This is a genomic window from Caballeronia sp. Lep1P3 (assembly GCF_022879595.1).
In the GTDB taxonomy this organism is placed as follows: Bacteria; Pseudomonadota; Gammaproteobacteria; order Burkholderiales; family Burkholderiaceae; genus Caballeronia.
This window is the reverse complement of the sequence record NZ_CP084268.1, coordinates 225,674-242,394: the sequence shown is the minus strand read 5'-3', so window position 1 is coordinate 242,394 and position 16,721 is coordinate 225,674. Positions and strand designations below refer to the sequence as shown.

15 protein-coding genes are annotated in these 16,721 nt (G+C 65.1%); 14 read left to right on the top strand and 1 reads right to left on the bottom strand.

The genetic code is table 11. From position 1 onward, the window contains the following. The first annotated feature begins 8 nt into the window (after positions 1 to 8). The 6 genes from bcsE to bcsR are packed head-to-tail and all read left to right on the top strand — an operon-like array spanning position 9 to position 7,305. Complete coding sequence (gene bcsE / locus LDZ27_RS25390; protein WP_244818043.1) at positions 9 to 1,928, top strand: cellulose biosynthesis protein BcsE; 1,920 nt, start codon at positions 9 to 11, stop codon at positions 1,926 to 1,928. Positions 1,929 to 1,932: 4 nt separating this feature from the next. Continuing rightward, the gene (locus LDZ27_RS25385; RefSeq protein WP_244818042.1) at positions 1,933 to 2,157 is read left to right on the top strand and encodes a hypothetical protein; all 225 of its coding nucleotides are present in this window, start codon (positions 1,933 to 1,935) and stop codon (positions 2,155 to 2,157) included. Further along, the gene (bcsQ, locus tag LDZ27_RS25380) at positions 2,154 to 2,921 is read left to right on the top strand and encodes a cellulose biosynthesis protein BcsQ (protein WP_244818041.1); all 768 of its coding nucleotides are present in this window, start codon (positions 2,154 to 2,156) and stop codon (positions 2,919 to 2,921) included. The genes LDZ27_RS25385 and bcsQ overlap by 4 nt, the downstream gene beginning before the upstream one ends. Continuing rightward, the gene (bcsA, locus tag LDZ27_RS25375) at positions 2,918 to 5,467 is read left to right on the top strand and encodes a UDP-forming cellulose synthase catalytic subunit (protein WP_244818040.1); all 2,550 of its coding nucleotides are present in this window, start codon (positions 2,918 to 2,920) and stop codon (positions 5,465 to 5,467) included. Before bcsQ ends, bcsA begins: the two co-directional genes overlap by 4 nt. Positions 5,468 to 5,485: 18 nt before the next feature. Beyond that, entirely contained in the window at positions 5,486 to 7,042 is a 1,557-nt protein-coding gene (gene bcsG, locus LDZ27_RS25370; RefSeq protein ID WP_244818039.1) for a cellulose biosynthesis protein BcsG, read from the top strand. A 41-nt stretch (positions 7,043 to 7,083) separates the two neighbouring features. After that, complete coding sequence (bcsR, locus tag LDZ27_RS25365; protein WP_244818038.1) at positions 7,084 to 7,305, top strand: BcsR/BcsP family cellulose biosynthesis protein; 222 nt, start codon at positions 7,084 to 7,086, stop codon at positions 7,303 to 7,305. Here the strand turns inward: bcsR and LDZ27_RS25360 are convergent. After that, complete coding sequence (locus tag LDZ27_RS25360) at positions 7,296 to 8,063, bottom strand: DeoR/GlpR family DNA-binding transcription regulator (protein ID WP_244818445.1); 768 nt, start codon at positions 8,061 to 8,063, stop codon at positions 7,296 to 7,298. The two genes, bcsR and LDZ27_RS25360, sit on opposite strands and share 10 nt — an antisense overlap. Positions 8,064 to 8,239: 176 nt before the next feature. Here LDZ27_RS25360 and LDZ27_RS25355 point away from each other — a divergent pair, with 176 nt between their 5' ends. The 8 genes from LDZ27_RS25355 to LDZ27_RS25320 all read left to right on the top strand — a co-directional run bounded on the left by LDZ27_RS25355 (position 8,240) and on the right by LDZ27_RS25320 (position 16,714). Beyond that, on the top strand, positions 8,240 to 9,094 hold the full coding sequence (locus tag LDZ27_RS25355; protein ID WP_244818444.1) for a transketolase: 855 nt from the start codon (positions 8,240 to 8,242) through the stop codon (positions 9,092 to 9,094). Continuing rightward, positions 9,087 to 10,031: a transketolase family protein gene (locus LDZ27_RS25350; RefSeq protein WP_244818443.1), complete on the top strand. Its 945-nt coding sequence runs from the start codon at positions 9,087 to 9,089 to the stop codon at positions 10,029 to 10,031. Before LDZ27_RS25355 ends, LDZ27_RS25350 begins: the two co-directional genes overlap by 8 nt. Before the next feature lie 37 nt (positions 10,032 to 10,068). Further along, entirely contained in the window at positions 10,069 to 10,866 is a 798-nt protein-coding gene (locus tag LDZ27_RS25345) for a GolD/DthD family dehydrogenase (RefSeq protein WP_244818442.1), read from the top strand. Positions 10,867 to 10,909: 43 nt separating this feature from the next. Next, on the top strand, positions 10,910 to 11,854 hold the full coding sequence (locus tag LDZ27_RS25340; protein ID WP_244818441.1) for a D-ribose ABC transporter substrate-binding protein: 945 nt from the start codon (positions 10,910 to 10,912) through the stop codon (positions 11,852 to 11,854). Positions 11,855 to 11,928: 74 nt separating this feature from the next. Beyond that, entirely contained in the window at positions 11,929 to 12,573 is a 645-nt protein-coding gene (locus LDZ27_RS25335; RefSeq protein ID WP_244818440.1) for a DUF2291 family protein, read from the top strand. Then, complete coding sequence (locus LDZ27_RS25330; protein WP_244818439.1) at positions 12,570 to 14,117, top strand: sugar ABC transporter ATP-binding protein; 1,548 nt, start codon at positions 12,570 to 12,572, stop codon at positions 14,115 to 14,117. Before LDZ27_RS25335 ends, LDZ27_RS25330 begins: the two co-directional genes overlap by 4 nt. Before the next feature lie 22 nt (positions 14,118 to 14,139). Beyond that, positions 14,140 to 15,222, top strand: a complete 1,083-nt coding sequence (locus LDZ27_RS25325; RefSeq protein WP_244818438.1) for an ABC transporter permease — start codon at positions 14,140 to 14,142, stop codon at positions 15,220 to 15,222. Positions 15,223 to 15,244: 22 nt separating this feature from the next. Continuing rightward, complete coding sequence (locus LDZ27_RS25320; protein WP_244818437.1) at positions 15,245 to 16,714, top strand: FGGY family carbohydrate kinase; 1,470 nt, start codon at positions 15,245 to 15,247, stop codon at positions 16,712 to 16,714. Positions 16,715 to 16,721 lie beyond the last annotated feature (7 nt).

Genomic DNA, 16,721 nt, shown 5'->3' with positions numbered 1-16,721 from the left:
GGCGCGACATGAACCGGATAACCAACGTGACCGAGAACGACACTTCACCGCCGCGCGCGCCCGGCGTCCTTGCCGCGCTCGCGCGATTCGTGCGGGCGCGCATCGCGGGCCGCGAGCCGGCGCACAACCGCCTGGCCGTCGATGCGCTGCCCGACGATCTCGCCACGCTCAAGCCCGGCGGCCTGTACGCGGTGCACGTCGCGCCGCGCTCGCCGGAATGCGATGCCCTCATCTGGGCGACCGCGCGCGCCGCGGATACGCGCGACGTCACGGTGGTGCTCGCCCGCGAGCGCGCCGCCGCTGCCGCGCGCCTGCGCGAACTCGGCTTCTCTGGCACGGCGGCGCATGGCTGGCCGCGCCGGTTGAACGTCCTCGCGATGCCCGACGAAGCGCCCGCCGACGACGGGCAGCCGCCGCTCGCGCTCGCGCGTCTTTTCGGCGGGTTGCGCGCGCTCAGGCGCTATCGGTTTCGCCCGGATGCGCTTTATATCGTGGAAGGCGCGCAGCGCTGGTTCACATCGGGCGATGCGGCCGCGCTCGCGAGCGAAGGGCGCGTGCTGTCGAGCTGGTGCGAGACGCGCGGCATCACGATGATCCTGCTGCTCGGCCCCGCCGACGCGAGCGCCAACCGCTTCGCAGACCCTGACGTGGACGTCGACCTCGACGACGAAGGCCCCGAAGAAGGCGCGAGCCGCTTCGCCGAACTGAACGGCCTTTGCGCGGGCGTCGCGCGCGTGCGCCGCTCGCACGGCGAACTGCTCTGGCATGTGGACTTCTGGCGCGCGGGCAACGCGCTCATCACCGGCGACCGCCACGCGCTGCGCTTTACCGACGATGGCCGCCTGAGCGTCGCGCCAGCCGAAGCCGTCGCGCCGGCGGGAGAGGCGCACGAGGCGCACGAGGCGCACGGAAGGCGGCTTGCGCGCGACGAGACGCGCGTCGTCGTGAGCCGGGCCGTCGTCGGCGACGAAGCGTGGGTGCCGCGCGAGTGGGAAATCGTCGAGAACCGCGAGGCGGCGGTCGCCGCATGCGAGAACGCGCGCGGCGCGACCGTCGTGCTCGCGCATCGCGGCGGCGCGGAACTGGAGGCGCTGTGCGCCGCCGTGCACACGCTCAGGCGCCGCTGCGGGCGCGCGCTCAAGATCGCGGTGGTCGAGCGCGGCGAGGTGCTGCGTCATCAATACGAACTGCTGATGCTGAGCCTCGGCGCGAATCTCGTCGTCGGGCGCGACGTGCCGTTTTCGCGGCTGGAATCGCTGTTGCAGTCGCTGCAGGGCCAGCTTTATACGCGCCCGCTGATGCCGGACTATCGCGCGGCGCTCGCCGCATCGCTCGCGGATGCCGCGCTCGGCTATCTGAACGTCGCCACGTTCTGCGCGCATACACAGACCGCGCTCGCACGCGGCGCGGTGCTGCGCCTGCCGCACGTCCTCGTCAGGATGACGCTGCCGCCGACGCTCGCGCACGTCGATGCGCTCGGCCAGTGCCGGCCCCGTCGCGCGGGCGATGTCTTCACCGCCGATGCCGCGCATCTCTTCGTGTTTCTCTTCGCCTGCCGTCTCGCCGATGCCGACGCCGCGCTCGCGCGCATCTTCGCCGTGCCGGTCGACAACATCGCGAAGGACGTCGTGTATCTGTCGAACGACGACATCGCGGCCGAACTGCGCGTGCTGGAGGCATCGAACCGGCGCGCGCCGGCGGCGGATTACACCGATCTCTTCACTGCGCGCGAAGAAGCGCGGCCATCGACGGCGCCGGTGCTCAAGCCGGACCGCGCCGAATCCACGCGCCGCGCACGCGCCGAACTCGACGCGCTCGATGCCGCGCTCGAACGCGAAGCGCGCCGCGACGCGGCGATCCGCACGGAGCAGCCGAGCACGCGCCGCGCCGTGCCCGCGCGCATGCCGCTCGCCAAACCGGGGAACTGACACTATGGACGCCTTGTTGATTTGCGTGCTGATCGGCGCGTTCGCCGGCGTGCCGGTGTGGATCGTGTGGCAGCGCGGGAGCGCGCGCGGCGGTCTTCCGGCTGCGCGCCGCTTCGATCCGCGCGACGCGACGCCGTGCCGCATCGAGCCGGTCGCGCTCAATGCGCGGCTCCTGCCGAACGTGGACGCCGCGCCCGCGCAAACGTCCACGCGGGAGGCGGACGCATGAAAACCATTGCGCTGATCTCGACGGTCGGCGGCGCGGGCCGCACCACGCTCGCCGCGATGCTCGCGACGCTGCTCGCGCGGCGCGCACGCGCGGTCGTCGCGCTCGACTTCGATCCGGAGAACATGCTCGGCGCCTATCTCGGCCTCGACACGCTCGCGCCCAACGGCATCGGAGCCGCGCTCGCGGGGCAGGCCGGCGCGTGGCACGACCACACGTGGCGCAACGACGAAGGCGTGCTCTTCGTGCCGCACGGCAAGCTGACGCTCGCGCAAGCCGCCGCCTGCAACGCGCGGCTCGCGGCGAATCCGCGCTGGCTCGCGCGCGCGATCGGCGAAATCGGCCTCGGCGAGAACGGCGTCGTGCTCGTCGATACGCCGCGCTATCCGTCGCAACACGCGGATCAGGCGGCGAGAAGCGCGGACCTCGTGCTGTGCGTGTGCCCGCCCGAGCCCGCCGCGTGCGCGACGCTCGTCGCCCATTTGCCCGCGTTGCGGGAGGCGTGCGCGGACGTGCGCATCGTCGTGAACCGGCTCAATCCCGCGCGCGAGATGCAGCGCGATCTCCTCGCGATGTTGCGGCACGCGGCGGGCGGCGGGGCGCTCGCGCATCGCATTCACGTCGAAGCGGCGATGGGCGAGGCGTTCGCGCGCGGCGTGTGGATCGTCGATGCGGCGCCGCAGTCGCAGGCATCGCACGATCTTCACGGACTCGCGCAATTCGTCGATGCGTGGCTGCCCGCGCAGGCTTCGGGAGAACGCACATGACGCGCCGCGACCGGCACGCCCGCAAGACGCCCAACCGCGCAGTCGAATGGATCGCGCGCGGCCTGGGCCTTCCCGCATCGGCGGATGCGCGCTCGTTCTTCGACTGGTGCGTGCGCGTCTTTTTCAAGCCGCCGCGCGCGGGCCGGCGCGATCACCCGCGCGAGATGCTGCGCGCGTTCGTGCTCGCGTGGGCTTCGCAATGGGGCGTGCTCGACGTGCGCAGCCCGTCGGCGTGGCTGCTGCGCGCATTCGTGCGCGCGCCGCGCGCCGACGCCAAGCCGCTTCTCGCGCGCGTTCGCACCGCGTTCGACTGGATCGAGCGCGCGCTCACGCCCATCGTGCGCGCGGCCGGCTTCGCGAAGCGGCGCATCGATGCAATCGTGGATCGCCTGCCGTGGGACCGCTGGGGCGCGCGTCTCGAAGGCAGCGCGGGCACCGTGGGCCGCGTGCGCTGGGCGCTGCCGGCGTTCGCCGTCGCGGGCGTGCTGCTGTGGGCGGTGGTCGGCAGCTCGCCGCTCACCGCCGGCGGCCAGTTTCTCTTCTTCGGCGTGCTGATGGCGGTCGCGCTCATCGTGCGCCGCATGCCGGGGCGCATGCCGGTGCTGATTCTCGCGCTGCTCGCGCTTCTCGTCACTGCGCGCTATGTCTGGTGGCGCACCACGCAGACGCTCGACTTCCGCACGCCGGGCGAGGCGATCGTCGGCTTCGCGCTCTACGGTGCCGAGGCGTACACGTGGCTGGTTCTGCTCTTCGGCTTCGTGCAGACCGCGTGGCCGCTCGACCGCGCGGTATCGACGATGCCGGGCGATCCGGCCGGCTGGCCGAGCGTCGACATCTATATTCCGACCTATAACGAGCCGCTCGCCGTCGTGAAGCCGACGCTCTTCGCGGCGCAGGGCATCGACTGGCCGGAGGGCAAGCTCAACGTCTATCTGCTCGACGACGGCCATCGCCCGGAATTCGAGGCGCTCGCGCGCGAGGCGGGCATCGGCTACATCACGCGCGACGACAACCGGCACGCGAAGGCCGGCAATATCAACCGCGCGCTCACGAAAACGACGGGCGAGTACATCGCCATATTCGACTGCGATCACGTCCCGACGCGCTCGTTCCTGCAAGCGACGATGGGCACCTTCTTCGCCGATCCGAAATGCGCGATGGTGCAGACGCCGCATCACTTTTTCTCGCCCGATCCGTTCGAGCGCAATCTAGGCACGTTCCGCCGCGTGCCGAACGAGGGCAATCTGTTCTACGGACTCGTGCAGGCGGGCAACGATCTCTGGAACGCGACGTTCTTCTGCGGCTCGTGCGCCGTCATCAAGCGCGCGCCGCTCGAGGAAGTGGGCGGCATCGCGGTGGAGACCGTGACCGAGGACGCGCACACCGCGCTCAAGCTGCACCGGCGCGGCTATACGACGGCGTATCTGCCGACGGTGCAGGCCGCGGGTCTCGCCACCGAAAGCCTCGCGAGCCATATCAAGCAGCGCACGCGCTGGGCGCGCGGCATGGCGCAGATTTTCCGCATAGACAATCCGTTTCTCGGGCGCGGCCTGAGCTTCTTTCAGCGCCTATGCTACGGCAACGCGATGATGCACTTCTTCTACGGCGTGCCGCGTCTCGTCTTTCTCACCATGCCGATGTGGTACCTCTTCTTCCAGATGTACTTCATCAACGCGGCGGCGACGACCATCGCGAGTTTCGTGCTGCCGTACATCGTGATCGCGAACATCGCGAATTCGCGCATGCAGGGCAAGTTCCGGCATTCGTTCTGGGCCGAAGTCTATGAATCCGTGCTCGCGTGGTATATCGCGCTGCCGACGACCATCGCGTTCTTCAGCCCGAAGCACGGCAAGTTCAACGTGACGGACAAGGGCGGGCGCATCGACGAAAGCTATATCGACTGGGCGATGACCAAGCCCTATCTCGTGCTGCTCGGACTGAACGCGGTCGCGATGTCGGTCGGCGTGTTCCGCCTCCTCTTCGGTGCGGGCGACGAAGCGCCGACCATCCTCATGAACGTGTTCTGGACGCTCTACAACCTCGTGATGCTCGGCGCGGCGGTGAGCGTCGCGCGCGAGGCGAAACAGGTGCGCGCGACGCACCGCATCGCGATGCAGATGCCCGCGACGCTCGTGCTCAACGACGGCGGCACGATCGCGTGCAGCACGAGCGACTATTCGACGGGCGGCCTCGGGCTCATCGTGGAAGCGGACACGCTCGCGCTGCGGACCGGCGACGCGCTCGGCGTCGTGGTGAGCCGTGGCGAGCGGCAGTTTCATTTCCCGGTGCGCGTGACGCGGCTCGCCGGCGCGCATCTCGGCGTGCGTTTCGATGCGCTCACGCTCGAAGACGAGCGGCGTCTCGTGCAGTGCGCGTTCGGCCGCGCGGACGCGTGGCTCGGCTGGGACGAACCCACAGAAGCCGATTCGCCGATGAAGGGCGTGAAGGAAGTGCTGCTGATGGGCGTCGAAGGCTACGCGCGGCTTTTCGACGGCGCGCGGCGCTCGCTCGTCGCCAAGCTCGCGCTCGACCGCAGCCGATATTAACCAAAGACACGATTAGCGATGACGTTCTGGAACCTGTATTTCATCATCAAGCTCGCGCTGTTCTCGACCGGCCATTTGAAACCGCTGTGGCTCGCGAACTTGGGCTTCGCGGCGGCGCTCGCGGTGAGTTCGCCGTTGCGCTCGCGCGTGTGGCGCGCGGTCCGGTTCGTCGCGGGACTGGGCATCGGCTTGCCGCTCATGTATCGCGAGGCGAACGTGCCGCCGTTCGCGCGCATCGTCGAGGAATTCGCCAATCTGCGCACGTTCAGCTTCGGTTACTGGCTCGAACTGCTGCCGCGCTTTCTTCCGCCGATGCTGATCGCGCTCGCGCTCGGCGGGCTCGTCGCGTATCTCGTCGTGAATCGGTGGCTGCGCGTCGCGACCTTCGTGATGATCGCGCTCGTCGCGCTGCCGCTCTGGCAAGGCGCGAACGCGGTGCTCGCGCACATGCACGCGGCGCCGCAGAGTACTGTCGTCGCCGCAACTAACGGTCGATCCGCCGGGCCTCAGGATTACAACGCGACGCTATCGGCATTCCGGGCGGCGGAGTCGCAGCGTCAGGTGAGCTTCGGGCATCTGCCGGCGGACCAGGCATCCCAGTTCGACGTGATCGTGTTGCACATCTGCTCGCTGTCGTGGGATGACCTCGATGTCGCGAAGGCGCGCAATCATCCGATGCTCTCGCACTTCGACTATCTGTTCACGAACTTCAGCACGGCGGCGAGCTATAGCGGCCCGGCGGCGATTCGCGTGCTGCGCGCATCCTGCGGACAGGAAGCGCATGCCGATCTGTACAAGGACGCGCCCGCGCAGTGCCATCTGATGGCCGATCTCGCGCAGGCGGGCTACACGCCGCAAGTCACGTTGAACCACGACGGCCACTTCGACAACTTCACGCAAGTGGTGAAGGACAACGTGGGCGTGCCGAACGTGCCGATCATTCCGAATACCGCCGCGCCGGTCGCGATGCACGCGTTCGACGGCTCGCCGATCATGGACGACTACGCGACGCTCGCGAACTGGTACACGCAGCGCGCGCAAGTGCCGGGGCCGGTCGCGCTGTACTACAACACGATCAGCCTGCACGACGGCAACCGCCTGCCGAACAACAAGATGACGAGCCTCGAGTCGTACCCGCTGCGCGTCAACAAGCTGATGAGCGACTTCGACCGCTTCGCGGATCTCGTGCAGCAGTCGGGGCGGCGCGCGGTCATCGTGTTCGTGCCTGAGCACGGCGCGGCGCTGCGCGGCGATGCGAACCAGGTCGCCGGGTTGCGCGAGATTCCGACGCCGAGCATCGTGCACGGTCCGGTCGGCGTGCGGCTCGTCGGATTCACGGGCAATCATGGTCCGACGACGGTCGTCGATCAGCCGACGAGTTTTCTCGCGGTCGCGCAATTGCTATCGAATCTGGTGTCGAACAGTCCGTTCAAGCCGGGCGTGACGCTCTCGCAATACGCGGCCAATCTGCCGCAGACGCCGATGGTCGGCGAAAACGAGGGCACCGTCACGATGAAGACGGCGGCGGGCTATGTCGTGAAGACGCCCGACGGCGTCTGGGTGGAAGAGAAATGAGAGAAATGAAAGAAATACGGCGAACAGGAGGAGTGACCGCGATGCCGAATCGACAGAAAGAAGCGCGCGCCGCGAACGACGTGGCCGCGCTCGCGCAGAAAGTGGACGGCCTCGACGCCGCGCGTTATTTCGACGGACAGGAGCAGAGCGAGTATCGCGTGGCGGTCGAGCGCTGGCCGGTGCTCGCGCGGCTGATGGAACTCGCGCCGCCGTCGGATGCGGCGAACGAGCGCGCATCCGCTCAACGCCGCGATCACGCGTAGATGATGTTCGTGCCGTTGCCGTCGAGCCAGCGGACGAACGCGTCGCCGAGGCCGTGATCGGTGACGAGATAGTCGATGCGGTCCATCGCGCCGAACGCCGCGAACTCGCGCTTGCCGAACTTCTTGGAGTCCGCAAGCAGATAGACCGTTTTGGCGGCGTCGATCATCGCGCGCTTTACATGCAGGTCGATGAAGTCCGGGTACGAGATGCCCGATTCCATCGACACGCCGCCCGCCGCGAGAAAGAGCTTGTCGACGAACATGCCCTCGAAAAACGTCGATGCTTTCTCGCCCGACACCGCGATCGTCTCCGGCTTGAAAATGCCGCCGGTGAGCATCACGCGGTTCGTCGGCTCCGCGCCGAGCAATATCGCGATATTCAGCGCGTTGGTCACGATGCGCAGATTCTGGCGGTCCAGCAGGTTCTTCGCGAGTTCCGTAGCGGTCGCGCCGCAATCCAGAATCACCGAATCCCCGTTTTCGATGAGGCTCGCCGCCTTCGCGCCGATCAGCGCCTTCTCCTCGCTCGTCGGCAACGCGGGCGTTTCATAGGCGCGGCGCGCGGGCTCGGGCCGCTCGGCCCTCAGGCGCACGTTGCCGTGCACGCGCTCCACGCGCCCGAGACGCTGCAATTCGTCGATGTCCTTGCGAATCGTCGGCATGGAAACGCCGAATTCGCTCGACAACTCCGAGAGCTTGACGAGCTTCGCGACGCGCACGCGTTCGAAGATTTTCTCTGTTCTGGTTCGTTGATCCATTCCGCCCATCCTGCGCATGCGCTGGCCCGCGCCGCCCCGAGGCCGTATTTTGCCTCATTCGAAACCCATCGGCGTTCCTTTTAGGGGTTTTCCCTCTTTCCGTTTATTTCCTTTTGACTTTCGAAAGAAATCAAAAGAAACTTGCTTCAACGCAAACGGGAAGTCTGGGAGCAGGAATGGAAAACCCCTTCAAGCAGTCCGGCGACGCGCTTCACCGCCGGGCGCAAGAGATTCGCAAGAAGATCTGCGTGATGAACGCCACGGCCAAAAGCGGGCATACGGGCGGCGACATGTCGGAGGCGGACATCCTCGCGGCGCTGTATTTTCATGTGCTGCGTTATGACATCGACGCGGACCGCAGCGTGCGCTGGCATGACGAATTCATCCTGAGCAAGGGGCATGGCGTCGGCGGTCTCTACGCCTGCTTCGCGGAACTCGGCTGGCTGCAAGACGAGGAACTGCTGACGTATCTGAAGGACGATTCGCGTCTGCCGGGGCATCCGGTGCGCCAGAAGCTGCCGACGTGGGTCGCGGTGAATACGGGCGGACTCGGTCACGGCCTGCCCATCGCCGCGGGCCTCGCGATGGCGAAGCAGCGCCACGCCGCGCAGCACGAAGGCCGGACCGGGCGCGTGTTCGTGCTGACCGGCGACGGCGAACTCGAAGAAGGTTCCAACTGGGAAGCGGCGATGGCCGCGGCGCACTTCGAGTTGTCGAATCTCGTCGTGATCGTGGACCGCAATCGCCTCCAGCTCGCGGACTTCACGCACAACATCATGGATCTCGATCCGCTCGACGAAAAGTTCCGCGCTTTCGGTTTCGAAGTTCACGACGTGAACGGAAACCAGGCCGACTCCGTTTGGAAACTATTGGAAAGTCTCGACTACGACAACAGAAAGCCCAAGGTCGTGATCGCGCACACCATCAAGGGACGCGGCGTGTCGTTCATGGAGAACGTCCCGGCCTGGCACCACAAATTCCCCGACGAAGATCAACTCGAGCAGGCGCTCAAGGAGCTGGACCATGCGTGACTACGCTGACTTGCGGGACGGCGCGGTGAGCGCAATTGGCCGGCTGACGGCGGCGGGGCAGGACATCATCGTGATGGTGGCCGATTCCACATCGACCTCGAAGATTGGCCCGTTCATGAAGGACTATCCCGAGCGCGTCATCAACGTCGGCATCGCGGAACAGAACATGGTCGGCATGGCGGCGGGCCTCGCGCTCGGCGGCCATATCGTCTTCACGGCGAACGCCGCGCCGTTTCTGGTCGGGCGCGCGAACGAGCAGGTCAAAAACGACGTCTGCTACAGCGCGACCAACGTGAAGATGCTCGGCCTGAATGCGGGCGTCGCGTATGGCCCGCTTGCCTCGACGCATCATGCCATCGACGACATCTCGATCATGAGCGGCTTCGGCAACGTGCAGATTTTCGCACCGTGCGACGAGATCGAAACCGCGCAGATGATCGACTATGCCGCGTCGTTCGACGGTCCCGTGTATATCCGCCTCGACAACGCGAAGTTCCCTGTCGTGCATGACGCGTCGTACCGCTTCGCGCCGGGCCGCCCGGACGTGCTGATCGACGGCTCGCGCGTGGCGGTGATCGCGCTCGGGTCCGTTGTCGGCGAGGCGCTCGATGCCTGCGAGACCGTGCAGAAGGAAAGCGGCATTGCACCGACGCTCGTAAACCTGTCGTCGCTCAGACCTCTCGATCAGGACGCGCTTGCCGCGATCGTCGAACGGCACGATGCGGTCGTCACCGTGGAAGAGCATTCGCTGCACGGCGGCATCGGCGCGACGCTCGCCGTGCTGATGGCGCGCCGCCAGATCGCGCGGCCGCTGAAGATGCTCGGCATCACCGAGGGCGAGTTCGCGAAGTACGGCACGCGCAAGGGCATTCGCCGCCATTACGGCATCGATGCAGCCGGTATCGCCGATGCGATCCGCGCGCAGTGCGCGAACTGAAACGCGCGCCGACGACTACGAGATAACGGAGACACAGATGGGCACTCAGTACGACATGTCGCTGCGCCACGGCGTCGACTTCGACTTTCGTCTCGACGGCAAGGTCGCGGTCGTGACGGGCGGTCTCGGCGGCATCGCGATGGCGACGAACGCCGCGCTGATCGCGAAGGGCGCGCGCGTCGCGATTCTGTATCCGAGTTTCGAGGAGCCGCGCGTGCAGGCGGCCATCGACGAGCTCGGCGCGGACAACGCAAAGGCCTTTGCCTGCGATGTCGCGAACGAAGACGATGTCGAGCGCGCAATCAGAGCCGCGCACACCTATTTCGGCGACCTGAATTTATTGGTGAATGCCGCGGGCTGCATCACGCTCACGCCCGCCGAAAACATCGGCTATGACGAATGGCAGCGGCAGATCGGCGTCAATCTCACAGGGCCGTTCCTGTGCTCGAAGCACTTCGCGCGCATCGTGCTGGCGAGCGGGCATGGCGGCAAGATCGTGAACATCGCGTCGCAGGCGGCGACCGTCGCGATCGACCAGCATTGCGCCTATACATCGGCCAAGGCGGGTCTCATCGGCATGACCAAAGTGCTCGCGAAGGAATGGGCGCCGCGCGGCATCACGGTGAACACGGTATCGCCGACCGTCGTGCTGACGCCGATGGGCGCGGCCGCGTGGGAAGGCGAGAAGGGCGAGAACATGAAGAAGCTGATTCCCGTGGGACGCTTCGCCTATACCGATGAAATCGCCGCCGCGATCCTGTTCCTGCTGTCGAACGGCGCGGACATGATCACCGGCGCCGACATCATGATCGACGGCGGTTACACGATTGCCTGAGCTTGCATCGCCCGAAGAAGACAAATCAACCGGAGACAACATCATGTGGAAGAAGATTGCAGTCGCGGCAGCGGTCGCCGTTTCGTTCGCCGCCGGCGTGCCGGCAAGCGCCAATGCCGCGGGCAAGGGCACCATCGCGATTCTCGTGAACGCGCTCGACAACCCGTATTACGCAGCCGAAGCGAAGGGCGCCGAGAGCGAAGCGAAGAAGCTCGGCTACGACACGATCGTCCTCTCGCATGGCGAGGACGTGAACAAGCAGAACGAACTCGTCAACCTCGTCATCGGCAAGGGCGTGAAGGGCATCATTCTGGATAACGCGGATTCCAACGCGAGCGTCGCGACCGTGCGCACGGCGGCGGACAAGAAAGTGCCTGTCGTGCTCATCAACCGCGAGATTCCGAAGGACGGCATCGCGATTGCGCAGTTGAGCCACAACAATCTGCAAGCGGGTACGGAAGTCGCGCAACGCTTCGTCGAGGCCATCGGCGAGAAAGGCGAATACGTCGAGCTGACGTGCAATCTCGCGGACAAGAACTGCGTGACGCGCTCGCAGGCGTTCCATCAGGTGCTGGATCAGTATCCGGATCTCAAGATGGTCGCGCGTCAGGATGCGAAGGGCGCGCTGCTGCCCGGCAAGCAGGCGATGGACTCGATCCTGCAGGAGCATTCGAAGATCAAGGGCGTCATCTGCGGCAATGGCCCGGTTGCGCTCGGCGCGATCGCATCGCTGGAATCGGCGGGACGCAAGGATGTCGTCGTGATGGGCATCGACGGCAGCAACGACGAGCGCGACTCGATTCTCGCGGGCAAGCTGAAGGCGACGGTGATGCTGCAGGCGCAGGGCATCGCGATTCACGGCGTCGATCTGCTCGACAAGTACATCAACACCGGCAAGACCGGCGAGCAGGAACGGCAGCTTTTCCGCGGCATTCTGATCACGAAGGACAATGCGTCCAAGGTCAAGGACTTCTACTACAGCAAGTAACGCGTATCGAAGTTCGGCGGACGCGGCGCGCACTGTCGACGCCGCGTCCGCATGGCTTGTCATGTGAGGTCGTCATGGTTCATCCAAAGAACGCCGCCCGCTGCGCGCTCGTTGCGCTCGGCATCGCCGGTATCGGCAGTCTCGCCGCGTGTCATGTCGTCAGCGACACCGAACTCGCCGCGATACGCAGCCAGGGCCAGCATAAAGGCCCGGACGCTGCGAAGATGCTGAGCGATCAGCTCATTCCGTATGCCGACAAGAACGCGAAGCCCGCGGCGCAGGTCATCGACGCGCTCAACGCGAACTTCGACACCGCATGCAAGCAATACGGCTTTCGTCAGAGCACCGCGTTTCCGTGCAACTTCTGGCTGCGCGTGCAGGGCAAGGTGACGCGCGTGGACACGACATCGCGCGTCGGCAAGGCGTATGTGGATGTCGCGCCGTCCTCAGGCGGCGAACCCGTGCACGTGGTGCTCGAAACGGGGCCTGTCGTGATCGGAACGGGCGTGCGCGACGGCTTTCCCGGCGTCAAGTACAGTGATTTTGACGACCAGACACGCTTCGCCGCGTTCGGCCAGGAATTGAACAAGCTCGTTGTGAACCGCGTGCAGCAGTCGCTCGAGCTCAAGGTCGGCGAGAGCGTGGACGTGGCCGCCGTCTACAGCAGTTGGAGCGAGCCGACAGGCGAGATTCGCGCGATACCGGTGGCCTGGAAATGAACGAATCTCCGAGAGAAGCGCGCACGCAGAATCCGGTGAACGTGATCGAGACGCGCGCGCTCAGCAAGCAGTATCCCGGCACGGCCGCGCTCGTCGATGTCAATTACAAGGTGCGTCGCGGCAAGGTGAACGTGCTCATCGGCGAGAACGGCGCGGGCAAGTCCACGTTGATGAAGCTGCTCGCGGGCGCGGAAACCGCGACATCCGGCGAGATATGGATCGACGATCGGCTCGCGCATATCACCGATGTGCGCAGCGCGGAGCATCACGGCATCGGCATCATCTTTCAGGAATTGAATCTCTTTCCAGACATGACGGTGGCGGAGAACATCTTCGCCGGCAACGAACTCACGAGTTCCGGCGTGATTCGCTCGAAGATGGAGAATCATCAGGCGAAGGTGCTGCTCGACCGCCTGCGCATCCCAATCGATCCGCGCACGCGCCTCGGCGATCTGTACGTCGGGCAGCAACAGCTCGTCGAAATCGCGAAGGCGCTGTCCAAGCACATCAAGGTGCTTATCATGGACGAGCCGACGTCCGCGCTTTCGAAAACGGAAGTGGAGATTCTCTTCAAAATCATCGGCCAGCTGAAGGAAGAAGGCGTGACCGTGATCTACATCTCGCATCGTCTCGAAGAGATCATGGCGATCGGCGACTGCATCACGGTCTTGCGCAATGGCCGTCTCGTGGCGGAAGACGACATCGCGAACATCGACATCCCGTGGATCATCGAAGCGATGGTCGGCTCATCCAAAAAGCGCTTTGCGTTCGAGCAACACGCGATCGGCAATGAAGTGCTGAAGGTGAAAGACCTCGCGCTCAAGCGCTCGAACGGCATCTATGCGGTGGATCATGTGTCGTTCTCCGTGCGCGCGGGCGAAGTCGTCGGCATCTATGGATTGATGGGCGCGGGCCGCACGGAACTGCTCGAATCGCTGCTCGGGGCGCAGCCGCTCGCGCTCGGCGAGATCGAGCTTGCGGGCAAGGCCATCGAAGACATGCCGATACCGAAGCGCATCGAAGCGGGCATCGCGCTCGTGCCGGAAGACCGGCAGAAACAGGGCATGGTGCAACTCATGTCCATTCTGGAAAACATGACCTTGTCGAGCCTCGGCAAGTTCACGCGCCGCTTCTCAGGCTCGCTTGCGCGCGACAAACAGGTCGATGCCGCGAGCGATATCGTCAAGCGCCTCGCGATCAAGGCGTCGTCTGTCGATGCGCCCATCACGTCGCTCTCGGGCGGCAACATGCAGAAAGTGGTCATCGGCAAGGCGCTGCTCACGAAGCCCAAAGTGTTGCTGATGGACGAGCCGACGCGCGGCATCGACGTGGGCGCGAAGGAAGACGTCTACAAGACGATCAGCCTGCTCGCACAATCGGGCATCGCGGTCATCTATGCGACGTCCGAACTCGACGAGGCAATGGCCGTCTCCAACCGCGTCTTCGTGATGGCGAGCGGCAAGCTCACCGCCATGATCGACCGCAACGAATTCGACAGCGAACGCATCGTGCGCGCCTCGACGCCCGCGACCGCCGTGGTCTGAAAGAGAAACCGAGATCGAAACCATGAACACGCCCAACAGCAGCAATCCGCCGGTGCATCCGGTGCATGCGAAACACAACCGGCACAGCGCCTATGTCGCTTCGCGCGTCGCGGTGAACCTGCTCAAGCTGCGGATTTTCATCGCGCTCTTTGCGATCATCATCGTCTTTTCGCTTGCGACAGAGAACTTTCTTTCGACGAGCAACATGCTCATCATGGCCAAGCATGTGACCGTGGTCGCGATTCTTTCCATCGGCATGACGCTCGTGATACTGACGGGCGGGATCGACTTGTCGGTCGGGTCCATTGTCGGCATCAGCGGCATGGCGGCGGGTTATCTGCTGCTCGAAGGCGTGAAGATCGGTCATCACATCGTGTTCTTCAATCCGCTCGGCGTGACGATCATCGCGTGTTTGCTGGGCGCGCTGATCGGCGCGGTGAACGGCTATCTCATCACGATGCTCAACGTCGCGCCTTTCATCGCGACGCTCGGCATGCTGTACGTGGTGCGCGGCGCGGCGCTGCTGGTCAACAACGGCAGCACGTTCGCGGACCTCGAAGGCAATCCGGCGCTCGGCAATACAGGCTTCGAATTCATCGGCAACGGCACGATACTCGGGCTTTCCATGCCCGTCTGGATCATGCTCGTGCTCGCCGTCATCACCATCTTCATCGCGCGCAAGACGCCGCTCGGACGACGCATCTATGCGATCGGCGGCAACGAACAGGCCGCGCGCTTCTCGGGCATTCGCACGAATCGCGTGAAGCTCTTCGTCTATATGTTCTCGGGCTTCTGCGCGGCGATCGTCGGTCTCGTCATCACCGCGCAATTGCAGACGGCGCATCCGTTGACGGGACAGACCTACGAACTCAACGCAATCGCGGCAGTGGTGCTCGGCGGCACCGCGCTGATGGGCGGGCGCGGCACCGTGTTCGGCTCGGTCGTGGGCGCATGCGTCATCAGCATTCTCGGCGATGGCATGGTGATGTGCGGCATCAGCGACTTCTGGCAGATGGTCATCAAGGGACTCGTCATCATCTTTGCCGTGGTGATCGATCAGTTGCAGCAGCGTCTGCAATCGCGCATGGTTTCCCTCACCGCCTGATGCGCAGAACAAGGGTTTACATATGAACACCATTCTGGCGATCGATCAGGGTACGAGCGGAACGAAGGCATTGCTCTTCGATAGCGAAGGGCACGTGCATGCGCGTGGCTTCGCGGCGGTGGCATGCACGCATCCGCGTAGCGGTTTTGTCGAGCAGGATGCGAACGCGCTTTATGACTCGGTGTTGCACGCGGTCCGCGCGTGCCTCGATCAATTTCAGGGCGATCGCAGCGGCATCGCGGGCGTGGGCATTTCCAATCAACGCGAAACGGTCGTCGTGTGGAATGCGCAAGGCGAGCCTGTCGTGCCTGCTGTTTCGTGGCAGTGTCAGCGCTCGCTCGGCATCTGCGAGCGATTCAAGGCCGATGGTCTCGCGCCTGTCATCGCAGAGAGAACGGGGCTTTTGATCGACCCGTACTTCTCCGGCACGAAGCTCGTCTGGCTCAACGAGAACGACGAGCGCGCGCGCGCGGCCATCGCGGCAGGCGATGCCTATTTCGGCACGGTGGATAGCTGGCTGCTTTATCGGCTCACGAAGGGCGCGGCGTATCGAACCGATTACACCAACGCATCGCGCACGATGCTCTTCAATCTCGCGGCGCTTCAATGGGATCGCGAGTTGATCGAGACGTTCGGCTTGCAAGGGCTGCGATTGCCTGAGCCGATGCCGTCCGCATCCGACTTCGGCACAACCGACTTCGACGGCCTGCTCGACCGCGCGATTCCGATACTCTCGATGATCGGCGACTCGCACGCGGCCGCCGTCGGCGAAGGATGCCTGCAACCGGGCGTGGCCAAGGCGACGATGGGCACGGGATCGTCCATCATGATGAACGTCGGCGCGAGCGCGCAGGAGCCGGCGCACGGTCTCGTCTCGACGCTGTGCTTCGCTACCGACGAACGCGTCGACTATGCGCTGGAAGGCATCGTCATCAGCGCGGGATCGACGCCCGCGTTTCTCAAGGACAAGCTGCGCCTTTTCGACGACTTCGCGCAAGCGGAGCAGGCATTCGTCGACTACGACAACGGCGGCGTGTTTCTGATTCCCGCGTTCTCGGGCATCGGCTGTCCGCACTGGAAGTATCCGGGCGGCGCGCAGATCGTCGGGCTTGACTTCTCGAAGTCCTGGCAGCATGTCGCGCGCGCGGCGTATGAATCCATCGTCTATCAGATCAAGGACGTCATCACCGTCATGGAACAGGCGGCCGGCGTGCGGCTGCGCGAACTGTATCTCGACGGCGGTCTCGTGCAGCGTCCGTTTCTTCTGCAATATCTGTCCGATACGCTCGATCGCCCAGTGAGCACGCTCGCGTTGAGCGAGATCTCGGCATCGGGCGCGGCGGCGCTCGCCGCGTACAAGGCGGGACTCATCGCATCGCTCGATGCGTATCACGCCAAGCGCGTCATCGCGCGGCGCGTCGAGCCGGGTAGCGGCGTCGAAGCGGCCGCGGCCAACCATGCGCAATGGCTGCGCTGGATCGAGCGTCTCTGAAACTTTC

Excerpts from the sequence above, each read along its gene's own strand:
- LDZ27_RS25320 (WP_244818437.1), top strand. The coding sequence starts at position 15,245 with ATGAACACCATTCTGGCGATCGATCAGGGTACGAGCGGAACGAAGGCA.
- bcsG (WP_244818039.1), top strand. The coding sequence starts at position 5,486 with ATGACGTTCTGGAACCTGTATTTCATCATCAAGCTCGCGCTGTTCTCG.
- LDZ27_RS25360 (WP_244818445.1), bottom strand. The coding sequence starts at position 8,063 with ATGGATCAACGAACCAGAACAGAGAAAATCTTCGAACGCGTGCGCGTC.
- LDZ27_RS25350 (WP_244818443.1), top strand. The coding sequence starts at position 9,087 with ATGCGTGACTACGCTGACTTGCGGGACGGCGCGGTGAGCGCAATTGGC.
- LDZ27_RS25325 (WP_244818438.1), top strand. The coding sequence starts at position 14,140 with ATGAACACGCCCAACAGCAGCAATCCGCCGGTGCATCCGGTGCATGCG.
- bcsR (WP_244818038.1), top strand. The coding sequence starts at position 7,084 with ATGCCGAATCGACAGAAAGAAGCGCGCGCCGCGAACGACGTGGCCGCG.
- bcsE (WP_244818043.1), top strand. The coding sequence starts at position 9 with ATGAACCGGATAACCAACGTGACCGAGAACGACACTTCACCGCCGCGC.
- LDZ27_RS25340 (WP_244818441.1), top strand. The coding sequence starts at position 10,910 with ATGTGGAAGAAGATTGCAGTCGCGGCAGCGGTCGCCGTTTCGTTCGCC.
- LDZ27_RS25330 (WP_244818439.1), top strand. The coding sequence starts at position 12,570 with ATGAACGAATCTCCGAGAGAAGCGCGCACGCAGAATCCGGTGAACGTG.
- LDZ27_RS25335 (WP_244818440.1), top strand. The coding sequence starts at position 11,929 with ATGGTTCATCCAAAGAACGCCGCCCGCTGCGCGCTCGTTGCGCTCGGC.
- bcsA (WP_244818040.1), top strand. The coding sequence starts at position 2,918 with ATGACGCGCCGCGACCGGCACGCCCGCAAGACGCCCAACCGCGCAGTC.
- LDZ27_RS25355 (WP_244818444.1), top strand. The coding sequence starts at position 8,240 with ATGGAAAACCCCTTCAAGCAGTCCGGCGACGCGCTTCACCGCCGGGCG.
- LDZ27_RS25345 (WP_244818442.1), top strand. The coding sequence starts at position 10,069 with ATGGGCACTCAGTACGACATGTCGCTGCGCCACGGCGTCGACTTCGAC.
- LDZ27_RS25385 (WP_244818042.1), top strand. The coding sequence starts at position 1,933 with ATGGACGCCTTGTTGATTTGCGTGCTGATCGGCGCGTTCGCCGGCGTG.
- bcsQ (WP_244818041.1), top strand. The coding sequence starts at position 2,154 with ATGAAAACCATTGCGCTGATCTCGACGGTCGGCGGCGCGGGCCGCACC.